At 49.6% G+C, this 19392-nt stretch carries 1 protein-coding gene (cut by a window edge); it reads right to left on the bottom strand.

All coding sequences use genetic code 11. The features are described 5' to 3' along the window. A protein-coding gene (locus AB4Z08_RS22245; RefSeq protein ID WP_441575984.1) for a non-ribosomal peptide synthase/polyketide synthase crosses the window boundary here: on the bottom strand, nt 1-19392 show its 5' portion. It extends 9030 nt beyond the left edge of the window; the window shows 19392 of its 28422 coding nt (coding positions 1-19392); the start codon lies at nt 19390-19392; its stop codon lies off the left edge, out of view.

Here is a 19392-nt window from a genome sequence, read left to right as displayed (position 1 = left end):
CACCCCTTTGGGTTTACCGGTAGATCCGGAAGTATAGATTACATATGCCAGCTGGTCCGGAGTTGTTGACACAGCTACCCGTGTAGTGGCATAATTGTCTATTATTCCACTGGCTTCATCCAGTGATATAACAAGCGCCTGACCTGCATCCTGCAATACTCTTTTCCTGGAGGCACTGCTGCTGATAATCACCGTTGCCGCTGTGTCCTGTATCATATAGCTGATACGTTCCAGCGGATATTCCGGATCAATGGGCACATAGGCGCCACCCGCCTTCAGTATACCCAGCATGCCGATGAGCATTTCCGGTGACCGTTCTATACATAACGGTACCAACGTTTCGCTTTCTACGCCACGGCTGATGAGGTAATGCGCCAGCTGGTTGGAACGTTCATCCAGTTCACGGAAGGTTAGCTCCCTGCCATCGTGCACGACCGCTATAGCATCAGGCGTAAGTGCAGCCTGTGCCAAAAGCAGATCTATTACCGTTTTATCCTGTGGGTAATCATGTGTTGTGTCGTTAAATATTTCCAGCAACTGCTGGTATTCTCCCGTAGCCAGCATTTCAACATCGTTAATATGCTGCGCCGCTTTGCTGACAATTTGCAGTAATACCTGTTTAAAATGCGCCGCAATGGACTGCACATATACCTGTTCCAGCAACCGTGTATTATAGCTGAATTGTATATCTATTTCCGCTGCCGCTACAATCACTATATCTAGTGGATAGTTCGTTTGCTCACGTACAACGGAATTTTCTACCTGCAGTTGCCATGACTGCGCTGCCAGCACCTTACTAACCGGGAAATTTTCAAATACCAGCAGGCTGTCGAACAGATCACCCCGCACCCCTATCCATCGCTGTATTTCATGCAACGGTGTATGCTGGTGTTCGCGGCTCTGCAGTTGCGTTGCCTGCAATGATTGCAGCCACTCTGTTACTGCCTGTTCCTTGGTGATGGTAGTGATCAGCGGGATCGTATTGATGTACATTCCAACCCTTTCTTCCACACCTGCCAGATCTTCCGGCCTGCCGGATACGGTAGTACCAAATACTACCTGCTCACGCCCGGTATAATAATGTAACAGGAACGCCCACACGCCCTGCATCAGGGTATTGATGGTGATCCTGGACTGCTGTACAAATTGTGTAATAAGCTGTGTAGTGGCGGTGTCCAGCAGCAATTTTTCCGCCGCTACGGCGCCACCTGCCCTGGTCCTGTCTGTCACTGCACTGATGAAAGGCAGCAGGGTGGGTTCTTCTACCGTATGCAGATAATTGCGCCAGTAGTTTTCTTCCGTTTCCCTGTCACGATGCTGCAGATAACTGATATAATCTCCATAGCGGTCTTCCTTCACTGGTGGCAGCGCTTTTCCTGCTGCCAGCAATTCGTAGGTGTTTAACAGTGACTCCATCAGCAGCGGCAATGACCATCCGTCTATTAAAATATGATGGAAGGTCCAAAGCAGGCGGTAACGTGTTTCATCCAAACGGATCAGTACCATTCGCATGAGTGGTGCTGTGGAAAAGTCAAATCCCTGGCTGCGGTCTGCGGCATCCAGTTCCTGAATTGCCTGCGTTTGTTCTTCCGGAGTATAATGCCTGTAATCATGTATTGTGACCGGCAGTTGTACTTTGTGATATACACATTGCACCGGCACCGTGAAAGGACCGGTATAAAAGGCGCTGCGTAATATGCTGTGGGTGCTGATCAGATGTGCCCAGCTTTGCAGGAAAGCTTCTTCCTTCAAGCCTGTCAATTCACAGGAGAACTGCTCAATATAGGCGCCACCGTTATGATCATACATACCATGGAACAACATACCTTCCTGCAAACCACTCAGCGGATAAAGGCCTGCTACCTGGCCACGTCTTGGCGCACCATTATAATATTCATCCAGGAATTCATCCAGTTGCCCGATAGTAACCACATCTCCCAAACCATAATCAGATGGCGTGAACACCGGTGCGGTCTCCAGACAATGGCTGATCAACTGTTGCAGGTGTAGCAGGTAATCACCGGCAAGTTTATTGATCGTTGCTTCATCAAAGTGCCTGGTGCTGTAATCCCATTGGAGGATCAGCTGCCCGTCACGGATGATGCTGTTCACTGCCAGTTTCTCATTGACCCGGCATGCCGCTCCGGTATCTTCACCGGAGGGTCCCGTAGCCAGGCTCACATATTTACCGGCAACTGCATTATCAGTTTGCCCAAGATAGTTGAAGAGAATTTCCCATGGATCTTTGCCTTGCAGGGATGGTGCTGCTGCTATATATTTCAGCACTCCATAACCCAGTCCTTTACCGGGAACCTGCCGCAATTGTTCCTTCACCGCTTTCAGCACATGACCGGTATCACGCGAATCCTTTACTTCCAGCAATACGGGGTATATACTGGTAAACCAGCCTACCGTGCGACTGAGATCTATGCCAGGTGCTATATCTTCACGACCGTGGCCTTCCAGGCCGATCAATACTTTAGCAGTATCATTCCATGCCGATAAGGTAAGTGCCAGCGCTGCCAGCAGAAGATCATTGATTTCTGTATGATAGGCACGTGATGCATCCTGAAGCAGCTGCCGCGTAGATACGGTATCTAACCGGTTTTCAAAACTTCGTATATCCGATTTCGTTAGTCCATCGGGATACGTCGTTACCACACGTAACGGTAATTCATGATTGGTTACCTGGTGCCAGTATTCCTCCTGTGCTTTTACCTGGCGGCGTTGACTGTATTCTACCAGTGTTTCATACCACTGCCGGTAAGAGCTGCCCTTAGGCGCACTTAACAACGTAGTTTTACTACTGAGCAATTGTTCCAGGTCTTCCAGCAGGATACGCCAGGAAACTCCATCTACTGCAAGATGGTGTATGGTTACCAGGAGCCGGTTGTCTTTTTCGGCAGCCGGCGTGAGGAACAATACCGCGCGGAACAGTTCACCGCGTTGCAGGTCATGGCTTTTATGATAATGATCTGCGTATTGTACCAGCTGGTTATCCAGCTGATTGGGGGCTACCTGCTGCAGGTCCACCGTTTCCAGGGTCCCCTGCACACTGCCATATTCCTGTTGCCATCCATCCCCGTTATGGGTGTAGGTAAAGCGCAGAGCATCGTGGTAAGTGGTTATCTGTTCTATGATCGCTGATAATGTGGAAGCGGAAACTTCTTTGGATATGTTTAAGAGCGTATGTTGATTATAATGCGATGTGCTGGTTCCAACGGTATCAAAATACCATTGTTGTACCGGCAGCAAACCACTGCTACCGCTCAACAATCCCTGCTCGCCGGTAGCTGTCTGAGCTTTGGCAGACAACAACAGTGGTGACAGCGCAGCAATTGTTTGATGAATAAACAGGTCGCGCGGATGCAATTCGTAACCGGCGCGTTTGGCGCGACTTACGGCCTGTATGGTGATGATAGAATCGCCTCCCAGTTCAAAGAAACTATCGTGAATGCCTACACGCTCAACTCCCAGCAGTTCCTTCCAGATGTTTGCCAGCGCTTCTTCTGTTTCATTGCGCGGGGCCACATAGGTATTGGAAAGCAGTTCAGCGGCATCAGGATCCGGCAATGCCTTTTTATCCGTTTTCCCATTGGAGGTAAGCGGTAGCTTTTCCAGCGGCACCAGTAAGGCAGGCACCATATAATCCGGCAGTTTGGATCGCAGCCATGCGGTAATGCCCTCCTTGTCAAATTCATCCTGCGGCACTACATAACCGATGAGCCGCTTCTTATCGCCTTCACCCTTTACCAGTACTATCGCCTGGCTTACCAGGCCGGATTCCTGTAGTGTATTTTCTATTTCACCCAGCTCAATACGGAAACCGCGGATCTTCACCTGGTCATCTATGCGGCCCAGGTATTCGAGTGTACCATCCGGAAGCCATCTGCCGAGATCACCTGTACGGTAAAGCCGGTCGTCCGCATGTTTGCTGAAAGGATCCTTGATGAAACGTGCAGCCGTCAATTCAGGACGGTTTAAATAACCTCTTGCCAAACCATCTCCCCCTACATACATTTCACCGGCAATACCTACTGGTACCGGCTGCTGGTAAGGATCCAGCACATACAGACTCAACGTAGGAATCGCCTTACCGATCACACTGCTGCTGCTTACCATACCCAATGTGAGTTCCTGGTAAGTAACGTGCACAGTGGTTTCAGTGATACCATACATGTTGATCAAACGGCTGTTATTGTATTGCTGCAGCCAGGGCTTCACGCGTGCAGGGTTCAGCGCTTCCCCACCGAAGATCACATACCGTATCGGCACTGTAGCACTGCGGGCAGTAAGGTGATCCTGTAATACATAAAATGCGGAAGGCGTCTGGTTTAGTATTGTTACGCCCTGCGCCAGGACCAGCTCACCAAAGGCGACAGTATCCTGTGCAATATGTTTGGGTACAATGACAACACGGCCACCGTAAAATAAAGCACCATACATTTCCCATACAGAGAAGTCGAAACAGAACGAATGGAACATCGTCCAGACATCTGCAGCGTTAAAGTCATACAACGGAATATCTGTTTCAAACAGGCGTACTACATTCCGGTGTTCGATCATTACCCCTTTGGGCTTGCCGGTAGAACCGGAGGTATAAATCACATAGGCCAGTTGTTCCGGACGCACTGCAATAACAGGCGTCGTGGATGGATAACTGCCAATGATATCAGCATCGCCATCCAGGCGGATAATATCCAGGGTGGTGGTGAATCGGTTTGCACTGGCATTACTGGTTACAATGATAGCAGCCCGGGTATCTTCCAGCATGTAGTCAATACGTTCTGCCGGGTAATCCGGGTCCATGGGTACATATACACCACCTGCCTTCAGAATACCAATGATACCGGTGATCATTTCCAGCGACCTTTCTATACATATGGGCACCAACGTTTCTGCCTGTACACCTTTACTGACCAGGTAGTGTGCCAGTTGAGAAGAACGTTCGTCCAGCTCACGGTAAGTAAGTGAAGCATCTTCAAATACCAGGGCAATTGCATCCGGTGTTTGTACTACCTGCCTGGTGAACAGGTCTATGATATTTTTATCACGCGGATAGCCGGTGATGCTGCTGTTGAAATTCACCAGCAGTTGTTGCTCTTCAGCGACTGGCAGTATGCGCAGGGCACCTATCTGTGCTGTTGGGGTATGGACTACAGACAGCAGCAACTGGCGGAAATGACTGATCAACCTTTCTATGGTAGCTGCTTCGAACAGGTCTACACAATATTCCAGGTCGGCAACAATGCCATCTGCATTTTCCTGCAGGATAAAAGTGAGGTCAAATTTGGCAGTAGTATTTTCTACCTGCTGTGGGATGACTGTTACATCACCCAGGCTCATATCTCCGGCATCAGGGGTATTCTGGTAGGCAAATACCACCTGGAACAACGGGCTTCTGCTCATATCCCTTTCCCTTCCTACTACTTCTACTACTCTTTCAAATGGAATATCCTGGTTGTCGTAGGCGCCCAACATGGTTTGTTTCACTTGCTGCAGGAAGGTAGTAAACGGCGGGTTATTACTGAGGTCACTGCGCAGCGCCAATGTATTTACAAAGAAGCCTGCCAGTCCTTCTGTTTCCTGTTGTGTTCTACCTGCGATAGGTGTACCGACGCAAATGTCATCCTGACCGCTGTAGCGGTACAGCAATACTTTAAGTGCGGTGAGCAGCGTCATAAACAGCGTGGTACCCTGTTCCAGCGACAATGCCTGCAACGGCGCTATGAGTGCAGGTTCCAGCCTGAAGTACTTAGTAGCACCACGAATGCTCTGGATATTCGGACGTGCAAAATCTGTTGGTATGTTAAGGGCAGTTACCCCATCGAGTTTATCTTTCCAGTATTGCAGCTGCCGGGTAAATATTTCTCCGGACAGATGTTTACGCTGCCAGATAGCATAGTCTGCATACTGTACCGGTAATGTGCTGAGTTGCGGCTCACGGTTACTACTATACGCTGCATACAATTCTTCCAGTTCCCGGACAATGATCCCTACTGTCCAGCCATCGGAGGCGATGTGGTGCATCACTACTACTAACAGGTATTCACCGTCAGCCTGTGTAATAACGGTAGCACGTATCATATAATCTGCCGAGAGATTGAATGGTGCGGCAATGAGTGATGTGATGGTGGTTTGCAGTGCAGCCGCATCTTCCCTGAGCAGTGGCTCATCCATGATCTGCAGCTGCCAGCCATCTGTCGGCATTATCTGCTGGCAGGCGTTGGTGGCTGTTTGCAGGATCACGGTACGGAGTGCTTCATGCCTGTTTACAATTGCGCGGAGTGCATCAGACAAAGCGGTTAAGTTCAGGTTTCCTTTCAGACGGAATACAGCAGGCAGGTGATAGTGCGCACTGCCTTCCAGGCTGTCAATAAACCAAAGGCGCTCCTGTCCAAAAGATAAAGGTATTTCGCTGGTTCTTAGTCCTGTTTTTATCGGTGGCAATACCGGTCCGCTGGCTTTCTCGCGGATATACACCGCCAGCCGTGCAATAGTTGGATAGAGGAAGAAATCCTTCACGGTCAGTTCCACCTGCATATCCTTACGGATAGCAGATACCACCCGGGTAGCCAGCAAGGAGTGGCCGCCGGATTCAAAGAAGTTATCGTGCACGCCTATACGATCTGCTCCCAGCAGCACCTGCCAGATGGCGGCCAGCTGTACCTCCAGGTCCGTTACCGGTGCCTGGTAATTGATCATACTTTTGCGATGCAGATCTTCGCGGTGACTAAGGAACTTACGGTCTATTTTGCCGTTGGCCGTTAAAGGGAGATATTGGAGCGGCACAAATATAGATGGCACCATATATTCCGGCAGCCTTTTCAACAGGCTGCTGCGGATCTCCTGTTCCAGCTGTTCACACACATCGCCATACAAAGGGATGTTGGTGGTAGGTGCAAATGGTGCATGATCTCCATCTGCATATACCCCGGTAACAAAAGCATCCTGCGGCACCTGCTCTAGCAGCAGGTTTATCTTAAATGGATTTTCATCGAGCTGGTAACGGAAATGGTATCCGTTGTCTTCAGCTACCTGCAGCAGTTCATTGATAGCCACTGCCTGGGTGTCGGGATGTTCAATATAACCGGCAAGATCACGTACGGTGATCACGGCCGGCTCCTTCAGGCCACGTTCCAGCTGAATTTCCTTCCACAGGCGTGGGTTAGGCATATCCTTCAATGCTATAACAGGAACGCGTGCACGCAGTTGTGCTATTACCGGCTGCAGATCTGTTAAAGTATCCCATGATTGCCATGGTGGTGTAGCCACTGGCTTTTCAATACCTACATAGATCACTACGGTATAACGGTACAGCGTTAGTTCATTAATGTAACCACCCTGTTTGAGTTGAATATCCACATGTGTGATCTGCGGATAAATATCTTTCAGGTTATAAAAATATTCCGGTGAGAAACATAGTTCTTCTTCCTTCAGCATTTCCATATCTACTCCCCATGCAAACTCCCGCTTGCCGGCCCTCTCCTGGAACTTACCCAAGGACAACCGGCTTTTCAGTGCTTTCAGCAAACGATGGTCTCTCACATCCCCTATCACGATACGTCCACCATTTTTCATATAGCCGATGCTGTTAGCCAGCACTCCACTCAGGTATTGTTCGCCCGGGAAATATTGTACCACGGAGTTGATCACCACAAGGTCTACCCATTCACCTTCGTCCAGTTTTACTTCATGCGCGGCAGCTACTTTCAGCACGGTTTCCGGGAACTCCCTTTCTCCCCTGCTGATCCTGCTGCGGATCTGTCCCACGGATACGCTGGAAAAATCCGCACCGGTATATTTGCTGATATGCGGCGCCAGCTGATAATAGATCAACCCGGCACCACAGCCTATCTCCAGTACCTGTTTTGGTTTTTCAGATAAGATCACCCGCACAATATCATCCAGCCACTTCTGCATATCTTCTTCCGGGATAGCTTTACCGGTGAAGGTATCATTCCATCCGGTGAGGTTAAACTCATCCGGTGATATCCCTTCTTCCTGTGTAGTATTATATTCTGCTTCCCACAGCTCATGCCAGTCCTCTGCCTGTTTCAGGTAAAGGGTTTGTTCTGTTCGTCTCAGCGCCTGTTGATCCGGCACATAATAGCTGGCAAGACTCTTGGAGTTACCATCTGTTTTCACCAGTACTACCGCCAGGTTTACCAGTTCGCTCTGCTGTAGTACATTTTCTATTTCACCCAGTTCAATCCTGTAACCACGCACCTTGACCTGGTCGTCTATCCTGCCGAGGCATTCAATATTACCATCAGGCAGCCAGCGGCCCAGATCGCCCGTGCGATAAATACGTGCAGTAGGATCTGTGCTGAAAGGATCTTTGATAAAACGCTCTGCTGTCAAAGCAGGCTGCCCGAGATAACCACGGCCTACACCTATCCCTGATACACATATTTCACCCACAACGCCTACCGGGCACAGTTGCAACGAATGATCCAGGATATAGATGTGCAGGTTCTGTACCGGTTTACCAAGCGGTACATTGATACGCGCCGGCGTTTCATTCATCAGGTAATGGCAGATATCATCGGAAGCCTCCGTAGGGCCATAGGCGTTAACTACCGGAATACGACCAAATAACGGATGGCGGAACCATTGCGCCAGCACATGCTGATGGATCACCTCACCCGTTACCAGCAAGTATTGCAGGTGGCTAAGCGATACCCCTGTTTCTTCCTGTAATACGGTGAAGAGATAAGAAGGTACAAGCTCCAGTATGGTCACCCGATCCCTGTCTACCGCACGTATCAGGTTAGATGGATCAAGGATGAGGTCTTCCCCGTAAATAACACAATGCCCGCCATGTATTAATGCTGCGAACATCTGCCATACAGAAATATCGAAAGTATAGGACGCCGTATAGGCAAGCACGGTAGAAGCGTCCATTTTAAGGTCATTGATCTTTGCATACAGGTGATTAAGCATACCGCCATGTTCAATCATCACCCCTTTGGGTCTGCCGGTAGAACCGGAAGTATAAATGAGATAGGCCAGGCTGGCTGGTGTAACAGCCACCTCCGGCGGTGTAGCTGGCAGCGCTGCTCCCAGTACATCGGCACCATTGGTTTCCAGCACCTCTACCTGTTCGGGCAGTTGTAACCGTTCACGTGTATACGTACTCGTTACCAGCACCTTTGCACTACAGTCTTCCAGCATATAGGCAATCCTTTCTGCCGGGTAGGCCGGATCTACCGGTACATACGCACCACCAGCTTTCATCACTGCTAAAATGGCAACGAGCATCTCCGGCGACCGTTCTATACAAACAGGTACGAGCGCTTCATCACGGATACCTTTGCTATAAAAGTAGTGTGCCAGCTGGCTAGATCGCTCATCGAGTTCCCGATAAGAAACACGGGTGTTCCCAAACAAGATGGCTGTCGCATCCGGTGTACGCAACGCCTGCTCGTGGAACAGGCTGAGCAATGTTTTATCCCTTGGATAATCAACGGCGTTATCATTGAAGGTCACCAGCAGCTGCTGCTCTTCTTCCCTGCTTAACATGGAGAAAGCACTCAGTGGTTTTGCAGGCGCCTGCAGAATAGACCATAACAGGTGTTCATAATGCGCGATCATCCGCACAATAGTATCTTCTGTAAACAGGTCCACACAATATTCTACATACCCGTTCAGTCCATTTTCATCTTCTTCAAAACAAAAGCTAAGGTCAAACAGGGTAGTAATATGTTCTACCGGAAGCTGGGAGAGATGCAGGTTAGCAAGGCTGAGGTCCGGCGCCTGCGGGGTGTTGAAGAGTTCAAACATCACCTGGAAAATAGAGGTGCGGCTCATATCCCTATCCTTCTCTACCACTTCCACTACTTTTTCAAACGGAACTTCCTGGTGCTCATAAGCATCCAGCGTGGTTTGTTTTACCTGCTGGAGCAACGATATAAAGGAAGGCGCACTACCCAGATCACTTCGCAGTGCAAGTGTATTTACAAAGAAACCGATGAGGCCTTCTGTCTCCTCCCGTGTTCTCCCTGCAACGGAAGTACCTACACAAATATCTTCCTGCCTGCTGTAACGGTATAGTAATACTTTAAAGGCAGAGAGCAGCGCCATGAACAATGTTGTTTGCTGCTGATCTGCCAGTACCTGCCATTGGTCGCGCAGCTGGCGGCTCAGGCGGAATGTCTTCTTGGCGCCACGGATACTTTGTATTGCCGGACGCATAAAGTCGGTAGGCAGGTTCAATGATTCCAGCCCCGATAATTTTTCTTCCCAGTAAGACAGGTGACGGTTCAATACTGCACCTGCAATGTAGGTACGCTGCCAGATAGCGTAGTCCGCATACTGAATAGGCAATGGCGGCATGGCCGCAATGCGTGCTTCGATATCACTGGTGTAGAGGTCTGATATTTCCCTGATCAGGATAGGCAGGGTCCAGGCGTCTCCTACAATATGGTGGATCGTGAACACAATGATATGTTCATTGTCTGCCAGCCGGATCAGCTGGGCACGGATCATATGATCCTTCGCCAGGTCAAAGGGTTTGAACACCAGCGAGGTAATAAATGCTTCGAGTGCAGCAGGATCTGTTTTAAGTGTATGGTCATCCACCACCGTCAGTTTCCAGCCATCCCTTTCCTGCACTACCTGGTAAGGATGCTCCTGCTCCTGCAGGATTACAGAACGCAGTACTTCATGGCGGTTGATAACTGCCTGCAGGCAACGTTCCAGCAAGGTGATATCAGGAACACCTGTAAGTTTGAATACTCCCGGCATATGGTATTGCACACTGCCTTCCAGCTGATCAATGAACCACAAACGTTCCTGGCTATACGATAACGGTATACGTGCCGGTCTTTCCAACGCTTCTACTGCTGGCAACAGTTCCCCACGCTGCTGTTCACGCAGGTGTAATGCCAGTTCCGCAATTGTCGGATATTGGAACACAGATTTCAGTACAATTTCTACCTGCAACTTTTTACGCAGGCCGGAAATCATACGCATGCCCAGCAGTGAGTGCCCTCCCAAACGGAAGAAATTATCGTATATGCCTACCCGTGGTATGTCCAGCAGTTCCTGCCACATACCGGCCAGCACCAACTCTGTTTCATTGCGTGGCACCACATATTCGGTAGTGGATAGTGCAGATGTGTCGGGATCTGGCAAGGCACGCCGGTCTATCTTACCATTGGCTGCCAGTGGGATATTCGGGATAGTGATCAGCAATGCCGGCACCATATATTCCGGAAGGATATCTTTCAGGTAAACAAGCGCGCCCGCCTCATTGAAAGCAGCATCCGGTACAATATAGCCAATGAGCACCTTGTTACCTTGATCGTCTGCTTTTACGGCTACCACAGCCTGGTTTACACCAGCATACTGCTGCAGTGCACTTTCTATTTCACCCAACTCTATACGGTAACCACGGATCTTCACCTGTTCGTCAATACGTCCCAGGTATTCCATGTTACCATCAGGAAGCCACCGGCCAAGATCACCGGTTTTGTAAAGACGGCCACCTGCAGGGAATGGATTGCTGATAAATTTCTCTGCGGTAAGTGCAGCACGGTTAAGGTATCCCCTGGCTACCCCGATACCGGAAACACAGATCTCTCCAGGCACGCCCACCGGGCATAATTGCAGCTGCTGGTCCACTACATACAACTGCAGGTTCTGTACCGGAGAGCCCAGAGGCACACTATTGCGTGCCGGCGTTTCATGCATGATGTAATGACAGATATCATCAGATGCTTCCGTGGGACCGTAAGCATTTACAACAGGAATATTAGCGTAACGTTTAAACCACTGTGCCAGCAGGTGTCTGCTGACAGTTTCTCCTGTTACCAACAGGAACTCCAGTGAAGTCAGCACCACCGGTACATTTTCCTGTAATACCACTCCCAGGTAGGAAGGTACCAGTTCAAGGATAGTCACTCCGCGCCTGTCTACGTCCGTCATCAGCGCCGCCGGATTTAAAATCAGCGTATCAGTATAGATAATGGTAGTACCGCCGCATAAAAGTGCCGCAAACATTTGCCATACAGAAATATCAAAGGTAAACGCTGCTGTATAGGCAATCACAGATGTATCTGTGATACGTAAGTCATTAATTTTAGCATAGAGATGATTGAGCATACCTGTATGCTCTATCATTACCCCTTTTGGCTGGCCGGTGGAACCGGAAGTATAAATCACGTAGGCAAGATCACCGGGAGATATCTCGTGCGGTATTGCTGCTACAGACTGCCGGGCAATGATACTGCTGTCACCATCCAATGAGATGATATCCATACCAGGCAACTTCCCTGTCTTTTGCAGGCAGGCATCACTGGTTACGAGTATTTGAGCGCTGGTATCCTGCAGCATGTAGGTGATCCTTTCTACCGGGTAAGTCGGGTCTACCGGCACGTATGCACCGCCGGCCTTCATAATGCCCAGTACAGCGATCACCATCGCAGGAGAACGCTCTATACACAAGGGAACCAGCGTATCCCTGGTAACTCCTTTACTGCGCAGCCAGGCTGCCAGCTGGTTGGAACGTTGATCCAGTTCGCGATAAGTGATACGTGTATTTTCAAATACCAATGCAGTGGCATCCGGTGTTTTGACAGCATGACCGCTGAACAATGCTACCAGGTTACTGGTATGCGGATAGGCGACCACGTTATTATTAAATGCAGAAAGTAATTGTTGTTCTTCTTCGGCGGGTAACATACGCAGGGAGGTGATCCTGGAAGCGGGCGCCTGTGTGATCAGCTGGAGCAGCTGTTCGTAATGGCTGATCATCCTGGTAATGGTAACGTCGTTGAAGAGGTCTGTGCAATATTCCACATAACCATCCAGCCCTTCTTCATCTTCCCGGAAGCAGAAGCTGATATCAAACAGGGTGGTCTGGTGCGGCGGATTTTGTCTTTCCACGGCTACCTCACCAAAGCTCAGGCATGGTTGTGTAGCCGTATTGAATAGTTCAAACATTGCCTGGAATACTGGTGTACGGCTGATATCCCTTTCTTTTTCCACTGCTTCCACCACTTTTTCGAATGGCACTTCCTGGTGATCATACGCATCCAGCGTAGTTTGTTTCACCTGCTGCAGAAAGGTGGTAAAAGCCGGATCACTACCCAGGTTACTACGCAATACCAGGGTATTGATAAAGAGCCCTATGAGGCCTTCTACATCCTCTCTTGTTCTGCCGGCAATGGAAGTACCTACGCTGATATCTTCCTGTCCGGTATAACGGTATAATAATACTTTAAAGGCAGCCACCAGTGTCATGAACAACGTAGCACCCTGTTGTGCTGATAGCTGACGTAACTGGCCGGTGAGTGCTTTATTAATACGGAAAAGCTGTTTGGTACCACGTGTACTCTGGAAAGCGGGACGTGCAAAATCCACCGGAAGGTTTAACTGCATGGCGCCGGAAAGCCTGTTCCTCCAATAGTCCAACTCCTGTGCAAGCAGCGGACCTGCCAGGTATTCACGCTGCCAATGGGCATAGTCGCGGTATTGCATAGGCAGTGGCGCAAGGTGTGGCCGGCGGCCTTCCGTAAAGGCGGTATATCCTTCTATCATTTCATTGAAGAGGATATTAACAGACCAGCCATCCATGGCAATATGATGCATGATCAACACCAATACTTGTTCTGTAGCAGACAGCCGTATCACGTGCGCCCGCAGCAGATGTTCTGAAGACAGATCAAAAGGCCGGTGAATTAATCCGGAGATGCATGTCTCCAACGCAACGGTATCTCTCAGCAGGGAATAATCGGTTATGATATCCAGCTGCCAGCTGTCTTTCTTCAGCAAACGCGGAGATGCCTTTCCGTCTACCTCCTCTATCACGGTCCTGATCACTTCATGTCTGTTTACGATATGCTGCAGGGCCGCAGAAAGAGCGGCGGTATCCAGCGCGCCCTTTAGCCGGTAAACGGCGCGTTCATTGTACTGCACACTGCCTTCCAGCTGGTCTATAAGCCAGAGGCGTTCCTGACTGAAAGATAAAGTGAGGGGTGTATTACTATATACAGGCAGCTTTTCTGCCAGCGTATCTGTTGCCATTATTTCCCTGACAGCATTTGCAGTATGGCCGTTGGTGGGTATCCGGTACATCGGATCCTTTGGTGGCACAGGATGTAAAGGTTCCTGTTTTTGCGGCAATGGCGTTTCTGGTAGTGTACCTCCCCTGCCATTCCTGTAATGTTGTGATAACCACTGGAACTGTTGCGCCATGATATCAAACTGCCGTTGCATGATGAGAAAAGGATCCAGCTCATCAGCACCGACAGCCCCACCTGTTGCAGCGGAGAGTTCTTGCAGCGGCATTTTCCCTGTAGCAATATCATGTATGGATACAGGCGTTGCCGGTGGCAGGTTGACTGCATGAGCGCCAATATATTCAGCTACATGTGATAGGGTGGATAGTTTACCAAACAATTCCTTGATGGCGAGCTTAAGGCCGTAATGCTTTTCTATGGTGCGTAACATGCCGCTTAATACCAGGGAGTCTGCCCCCAGCAATAACAGGTTAGTATGCACGTCTATCTCAGCAGGTTGCATCTTCAGCGCCTTTGCCAGTGCGCTGCTGAGGAATGCCAATATCTCCGCATGACCACCTGCTGCACGGAACACCGGTGCCGGCTTACTATCGGGAGATGCAGCAGTTACCAATGGCAACGGGGCACCTGCATTTATCCAGTAATGCGAACGCTGGAACGGATAAAGCGGTAATGCCACACGTGCATAGTCATGATCTCCGTAAAATGCTTCCCATTTTACAGGTACTCCCTTTACATGCAACGCCATGAGACTTTGCAGGGTAACGGTCCAGGAGCTGTGTTCACGACGCATAGACGGCAGCAGGCTATGTGCATCATATGCTTCGGTGAGATGCACCATCGACAGGAGGTGCGATTGTGGTCCCAGCTCCATTATAATACTCCCCTCCATAGCGCGGATCGTTTCCAGCGTGGCGGAAAACTGCACCGGCATTACGATGTGGTTACACCAGTAATCGGCATGAGTAATCTCGTCTGTGATCACCTGGCCGGTAACGTTGGAAACCAGGTGTAGTAAGGGTTTATGATAGGTGATGTTTGCAGCGGTTTTTCTGAAGACAGGCAATACCGGTTGCATCAGTGGTGAGTGGGAAGCATGTGAGATGTGCAGCTCCCTGCCCTCGATACCATCCTGCTCCAATGCACGGAGTGCTGTTCTTACTGTCTCTTTTCGGCCTGAGATAACAGTCAGCAGCGGTCCATTGATGGCTGCAATAGAAAGCTCATTGCCATATGGTCTGATAGCTTCCGCGACCACCGCTGGTGTGCTGAATACGGTGGCCATAGCGCCGGGTTCCTCCACCGCCTGCATGAGACGGGATCTTTCTGTTACCAGTGTAAGACCGTCCTCCAGGCTGAATACACCGGCCACACAGGCCGCAGCATATTCACCTACACTATGTCCGGCTACAATATCCGGTAGGATACCCCACGATTTCCACATTGCAGCCAATGCACAGGAAACGGCAAATAATGCCGGCTGGAAATAGGTCATTTCCAGCAATATCCTGTTACCTTCCTCCTGGTCAATCCTGTATAACAGGTGGGTCAGACTAAAGCCCCATTTGCTTTCCAGGAAAACATCGCAATGATCGATCACGCTGCGGAATACCGGATTATGTTCATATAGTTCTCTGCCCATGCCCCAATACTGGGAGCCGCCTCCTGTAAACAACCATACAATCCTCCCTGGCTCCGGCCGGTTATTACCCTGCACCAGCCCTTCACTTTCGCCTTCATTTACGAAGGCTTCCAACAGGGGCAGCGCTTCGTCAGGCGTTCTTACGGCAAAGGCTATACGATGTTGTAACGCATCACGTGAAATAGCGGTGTTATACGCTATATCCGGCAGCAAAGCCTTTGTTTCGCGGAACAGCTGAATATATTGTATGGCCGCCGCCTTCAGAGCAGGCAAAGTTTTGGCTGATAACAATACCGGGAAAGATGGCAGCAACGCTGTTGTATCCCGGGCTACGGGAGCAAACGGTGGCTGTTCTTCCAGGATCAGGTGTACATTGGTACCACTCAGGCCGAATGAACTGACCGCAGCATACCTGCTGCCACCTGTCGTATTCCAGGGAGTAAGGCTATTCACTACCTGTACGGGTATATCCTGCCAGGGGATGAGATGATTGGGCGTATTAAAGTGCAGACTCGCAGGGATCTGTTTATGTTGCAGACAGAGCACTGTTTTTATGAGGCCGGCGATGCCTGCAGCTGCTTCGAGGTGGCCGATGTTGGTTTTCACCGCGCCGATCATCAGCGGTTGCGAGGCTTCCCTGCCATTTCCATACACTGCATGCAGCGCCTGTACCTCCACCGGATCGCCCAGTGGTGTACCTGTTCCATGTGTTTCCACGTATTGTATAGAGGCTGGCGCAATACCTGCCTGGTGCAGCGCCTTGCTTATTAACTGTTGCTGTGCCTGTCCATTGGGAGCCGTAAGCCCGTTACTCAGGCCATCATGATTTACCGCAGATCCATTGATCACAGCCAGAATATTATCGTTGTCTGTGATGGCATCCGCCAGTCTTTTCAGTACAATGATACCTGCTCCTTCTCCTCTCACATAGCCGTTGGCGTTATCATCAAATGTTTTGCAAAGACCGTCAGGTGATAATGCCTTGATCCGGCATAACTTAACCGTGGTATCAGGGGAGAGCATCAGGTTTACACCACCTGCCAGTGCCATAGAACATTCTCCCTGTAACAGGCTGGTGCAGGCCTGGTGCACACCCAGCAATGAAGAAGAGCAGGCCGTATCCATTTGCAGCACGGGGCCGTGAAAGTCCAGCAGGTAGGCAATCCTGCCTGCGGCGATGCTCCGTTCCACTCCCAGACCCGTAAGCGCATCTTCAAAGTAAGTGTTGTCCAGCTGCTTATTGATTATATACTGGTAATCATCTGAACCCATACCAATAAAGACACCTGTATTGCTGCCTCTTAATCTGGATGGCTGCATACCCGAATGTTCCAGGGCTTCCCAGCATACTTCCAGCAGCAAACGCTGCTGCGGATCCATTCCACATGCTTCCTTCGGTGAGATGCCGAAGAATAGCGGATCAAATGCCCCCGGCTGATCAATAAAACCACCGTGACGCGTATACATTTTTCCTGGTGCATCTTCGTCCCCGTCATAATAGGCATTAGCATCCCAGCGGTCTTCCGGTACAATGCTGATGGCATTACCACCAGCTGCCAGCAGCTGCCAGAATGCTTCCGGATTATTTGCTCCGCCCGGGAACCGGCATCCCATCCCCACAATAGCTATGCGGTTATCTGCTGGTTTGCTGCCCTGTTGCGGGCCGCTGTAAAATGCAGTATAAGGCTGTGGCGTTACCCCTTCCCTGCCGGAAAAATGAGCCACCAATGCTTCAATGGTAGGGAAGTTAAAAACAACCGTATTATCTACCGGTATACCGAGAAATGTTTCAAGGTCCTTTGCCAGCGAAACGGCCAACATGGAAGTAAGTCCATATTCCCGGAAAGTACTGCCGGTAGCCAGGTCTTCGGACGTAAGCCGCAGCCGGCGTTGTAACCATTGCTGCAACCATATACGGATGCCTGCTGCCACCTGCGCGTCTGCGGGAACAATTGTTTCCTTCGCCGGTGAAGCGGGCAATGACGCAGCTGTTGGCGGCACTACCACCGATGCTTCGGCGGCTGCCATTTCTGCTATGGCATCTTCGTATAGTCCTTTGCGATAGTCTTCTGCAAAAAGGTAACGTTTTATTTTTCCACTGGTAGTTTTAGGTATCTTTCGTACAGGTAGTATATGTTTTACTTCCAGGCCGAGATTGGAAGCAACAAAACGTTTGATTATTTTTGCCTGTGGCAGAAACTTCTCAATGGAAGATTTGTGCAGCACAAACATCACAATAAATTCAGATCCGTTCTCTTCATCCGGAATTCCACACGCTACTACCTTACCGGTTTCAATGCCATCCAGGACCTCAACCGACTGTTCAATATCATGTGGGTAAATGTTCATACCATTTACGATAATGATATCTTTTACTCTACCTGTTACATACAAACAGTTGTCCAGCATAAAACCCGTATCCCCCGTATTGAGCCAGCCATCCTTTCTGATGATGGCACTCGTAGCAGCTTCATTATTGTAATACCGGCCTGTTACACTTTTACCACGGATCCAGATTACGCCTACAAATCCTTCCTGCAGGACTGTTCCCTTTTCATTGGTGATCCTGATCTCCATACCATCGATGGCTGTACCTACATTCACTACCTCCACAACGCCTTTGGTCTGTCGTGACTGTATTACTCCCTTTGCCGTAACACAACGCCCGATAGTCAGGTAATTCCTGGGGATACCTACTGATTGCACTCTGGGAGAGAAACGGGGAAAGGTGATTTCCAGCGTAGCCTCCGCCATGCCATACACCGGGTGCAAGGCATCAGGGTGCAGTTTATATGGTGCCAACGCTGCCAGGAACTCCCGGCACAGGTCAGCAGATATAGGCTCTGCCCCATTAAAGACCACACGCACTCGCGAGAGATCAAAATCCTTCACCTTATCTGGTGTAAACTGGTTGAGGTAATACCGGTAGCCAAAATTGGGAGAACAGGTGATGGTAACACGATGATCTGAAACCTTTTGCCACCACAACAGTGGATGCCTGATAAACAGGTCTGTTGGCATGATGAAATGGTTCACGCCGGCACCCAACGGATACAGGTGAAAACCAATTAAGCCCATATCATGGGTAAGCGGCATCCAGCTCAGGTGGCTGTCTTTATTGGTAACGCCATGTGCAGAGAGTGCCGAAAAAATATTATCTATGAGATTACTGTGTTTAAGTACCACCCCTTTGGGTTCTCCGGTGGAGCCGGACGAAAATTGCAGAAAAGCAATGGTATCGGGAGTGGCAGGAAACAATATTCCTTCACCTGCTGCCAGTTGCAGGTCCTCTGTAAAAAACACTTTACTGAAACGTTCACTGTTTTCCTTAGCTGCCGGTTCAGCGGTCAGTTTATCAAAATGGCTGCGGGCAATAAACAAATAAGGATTGTTCAGGAACTCCCTGATCTTAAAAAGCTTCTGCGCATTTTCTCCCTGAAAATTAACCGCAACAGGCACGGGTATAATGCCTCCTAAAATACAAGCCCAGAAAATACCGAGAAAGATTTTATTGTCTTCTACCTGTAATACAAGCTCATCACCAGGTTGCACACCTTTCTCCTGCAGATGTGATAACCAGCATATGGCAGTAGTGTAGAGTTCATGATAAGAGAGGAATTCCTCCCTGCTTCCGGAAGTAATAAAAGTAACGCCTTTATCTTTTATATCCATTAGCCTTACCAATAGTTCCGTTACAGTTTCAGGGATCTGTTTCGTGCTCAT

The organism is Chitinophaga sp. RAB17 (assembly GCF_052114225.1).
Taxonomy (GTDB): Bacteria; Bacteroidota; Bacteroidia; order Chitinophagales; family Chitinophagaceae; genus Chitinophaga.
Note: the sequence above shows the minus strand (reverse complement) of the source record. Positions and strands in the feature narration are given on the sequence as shown.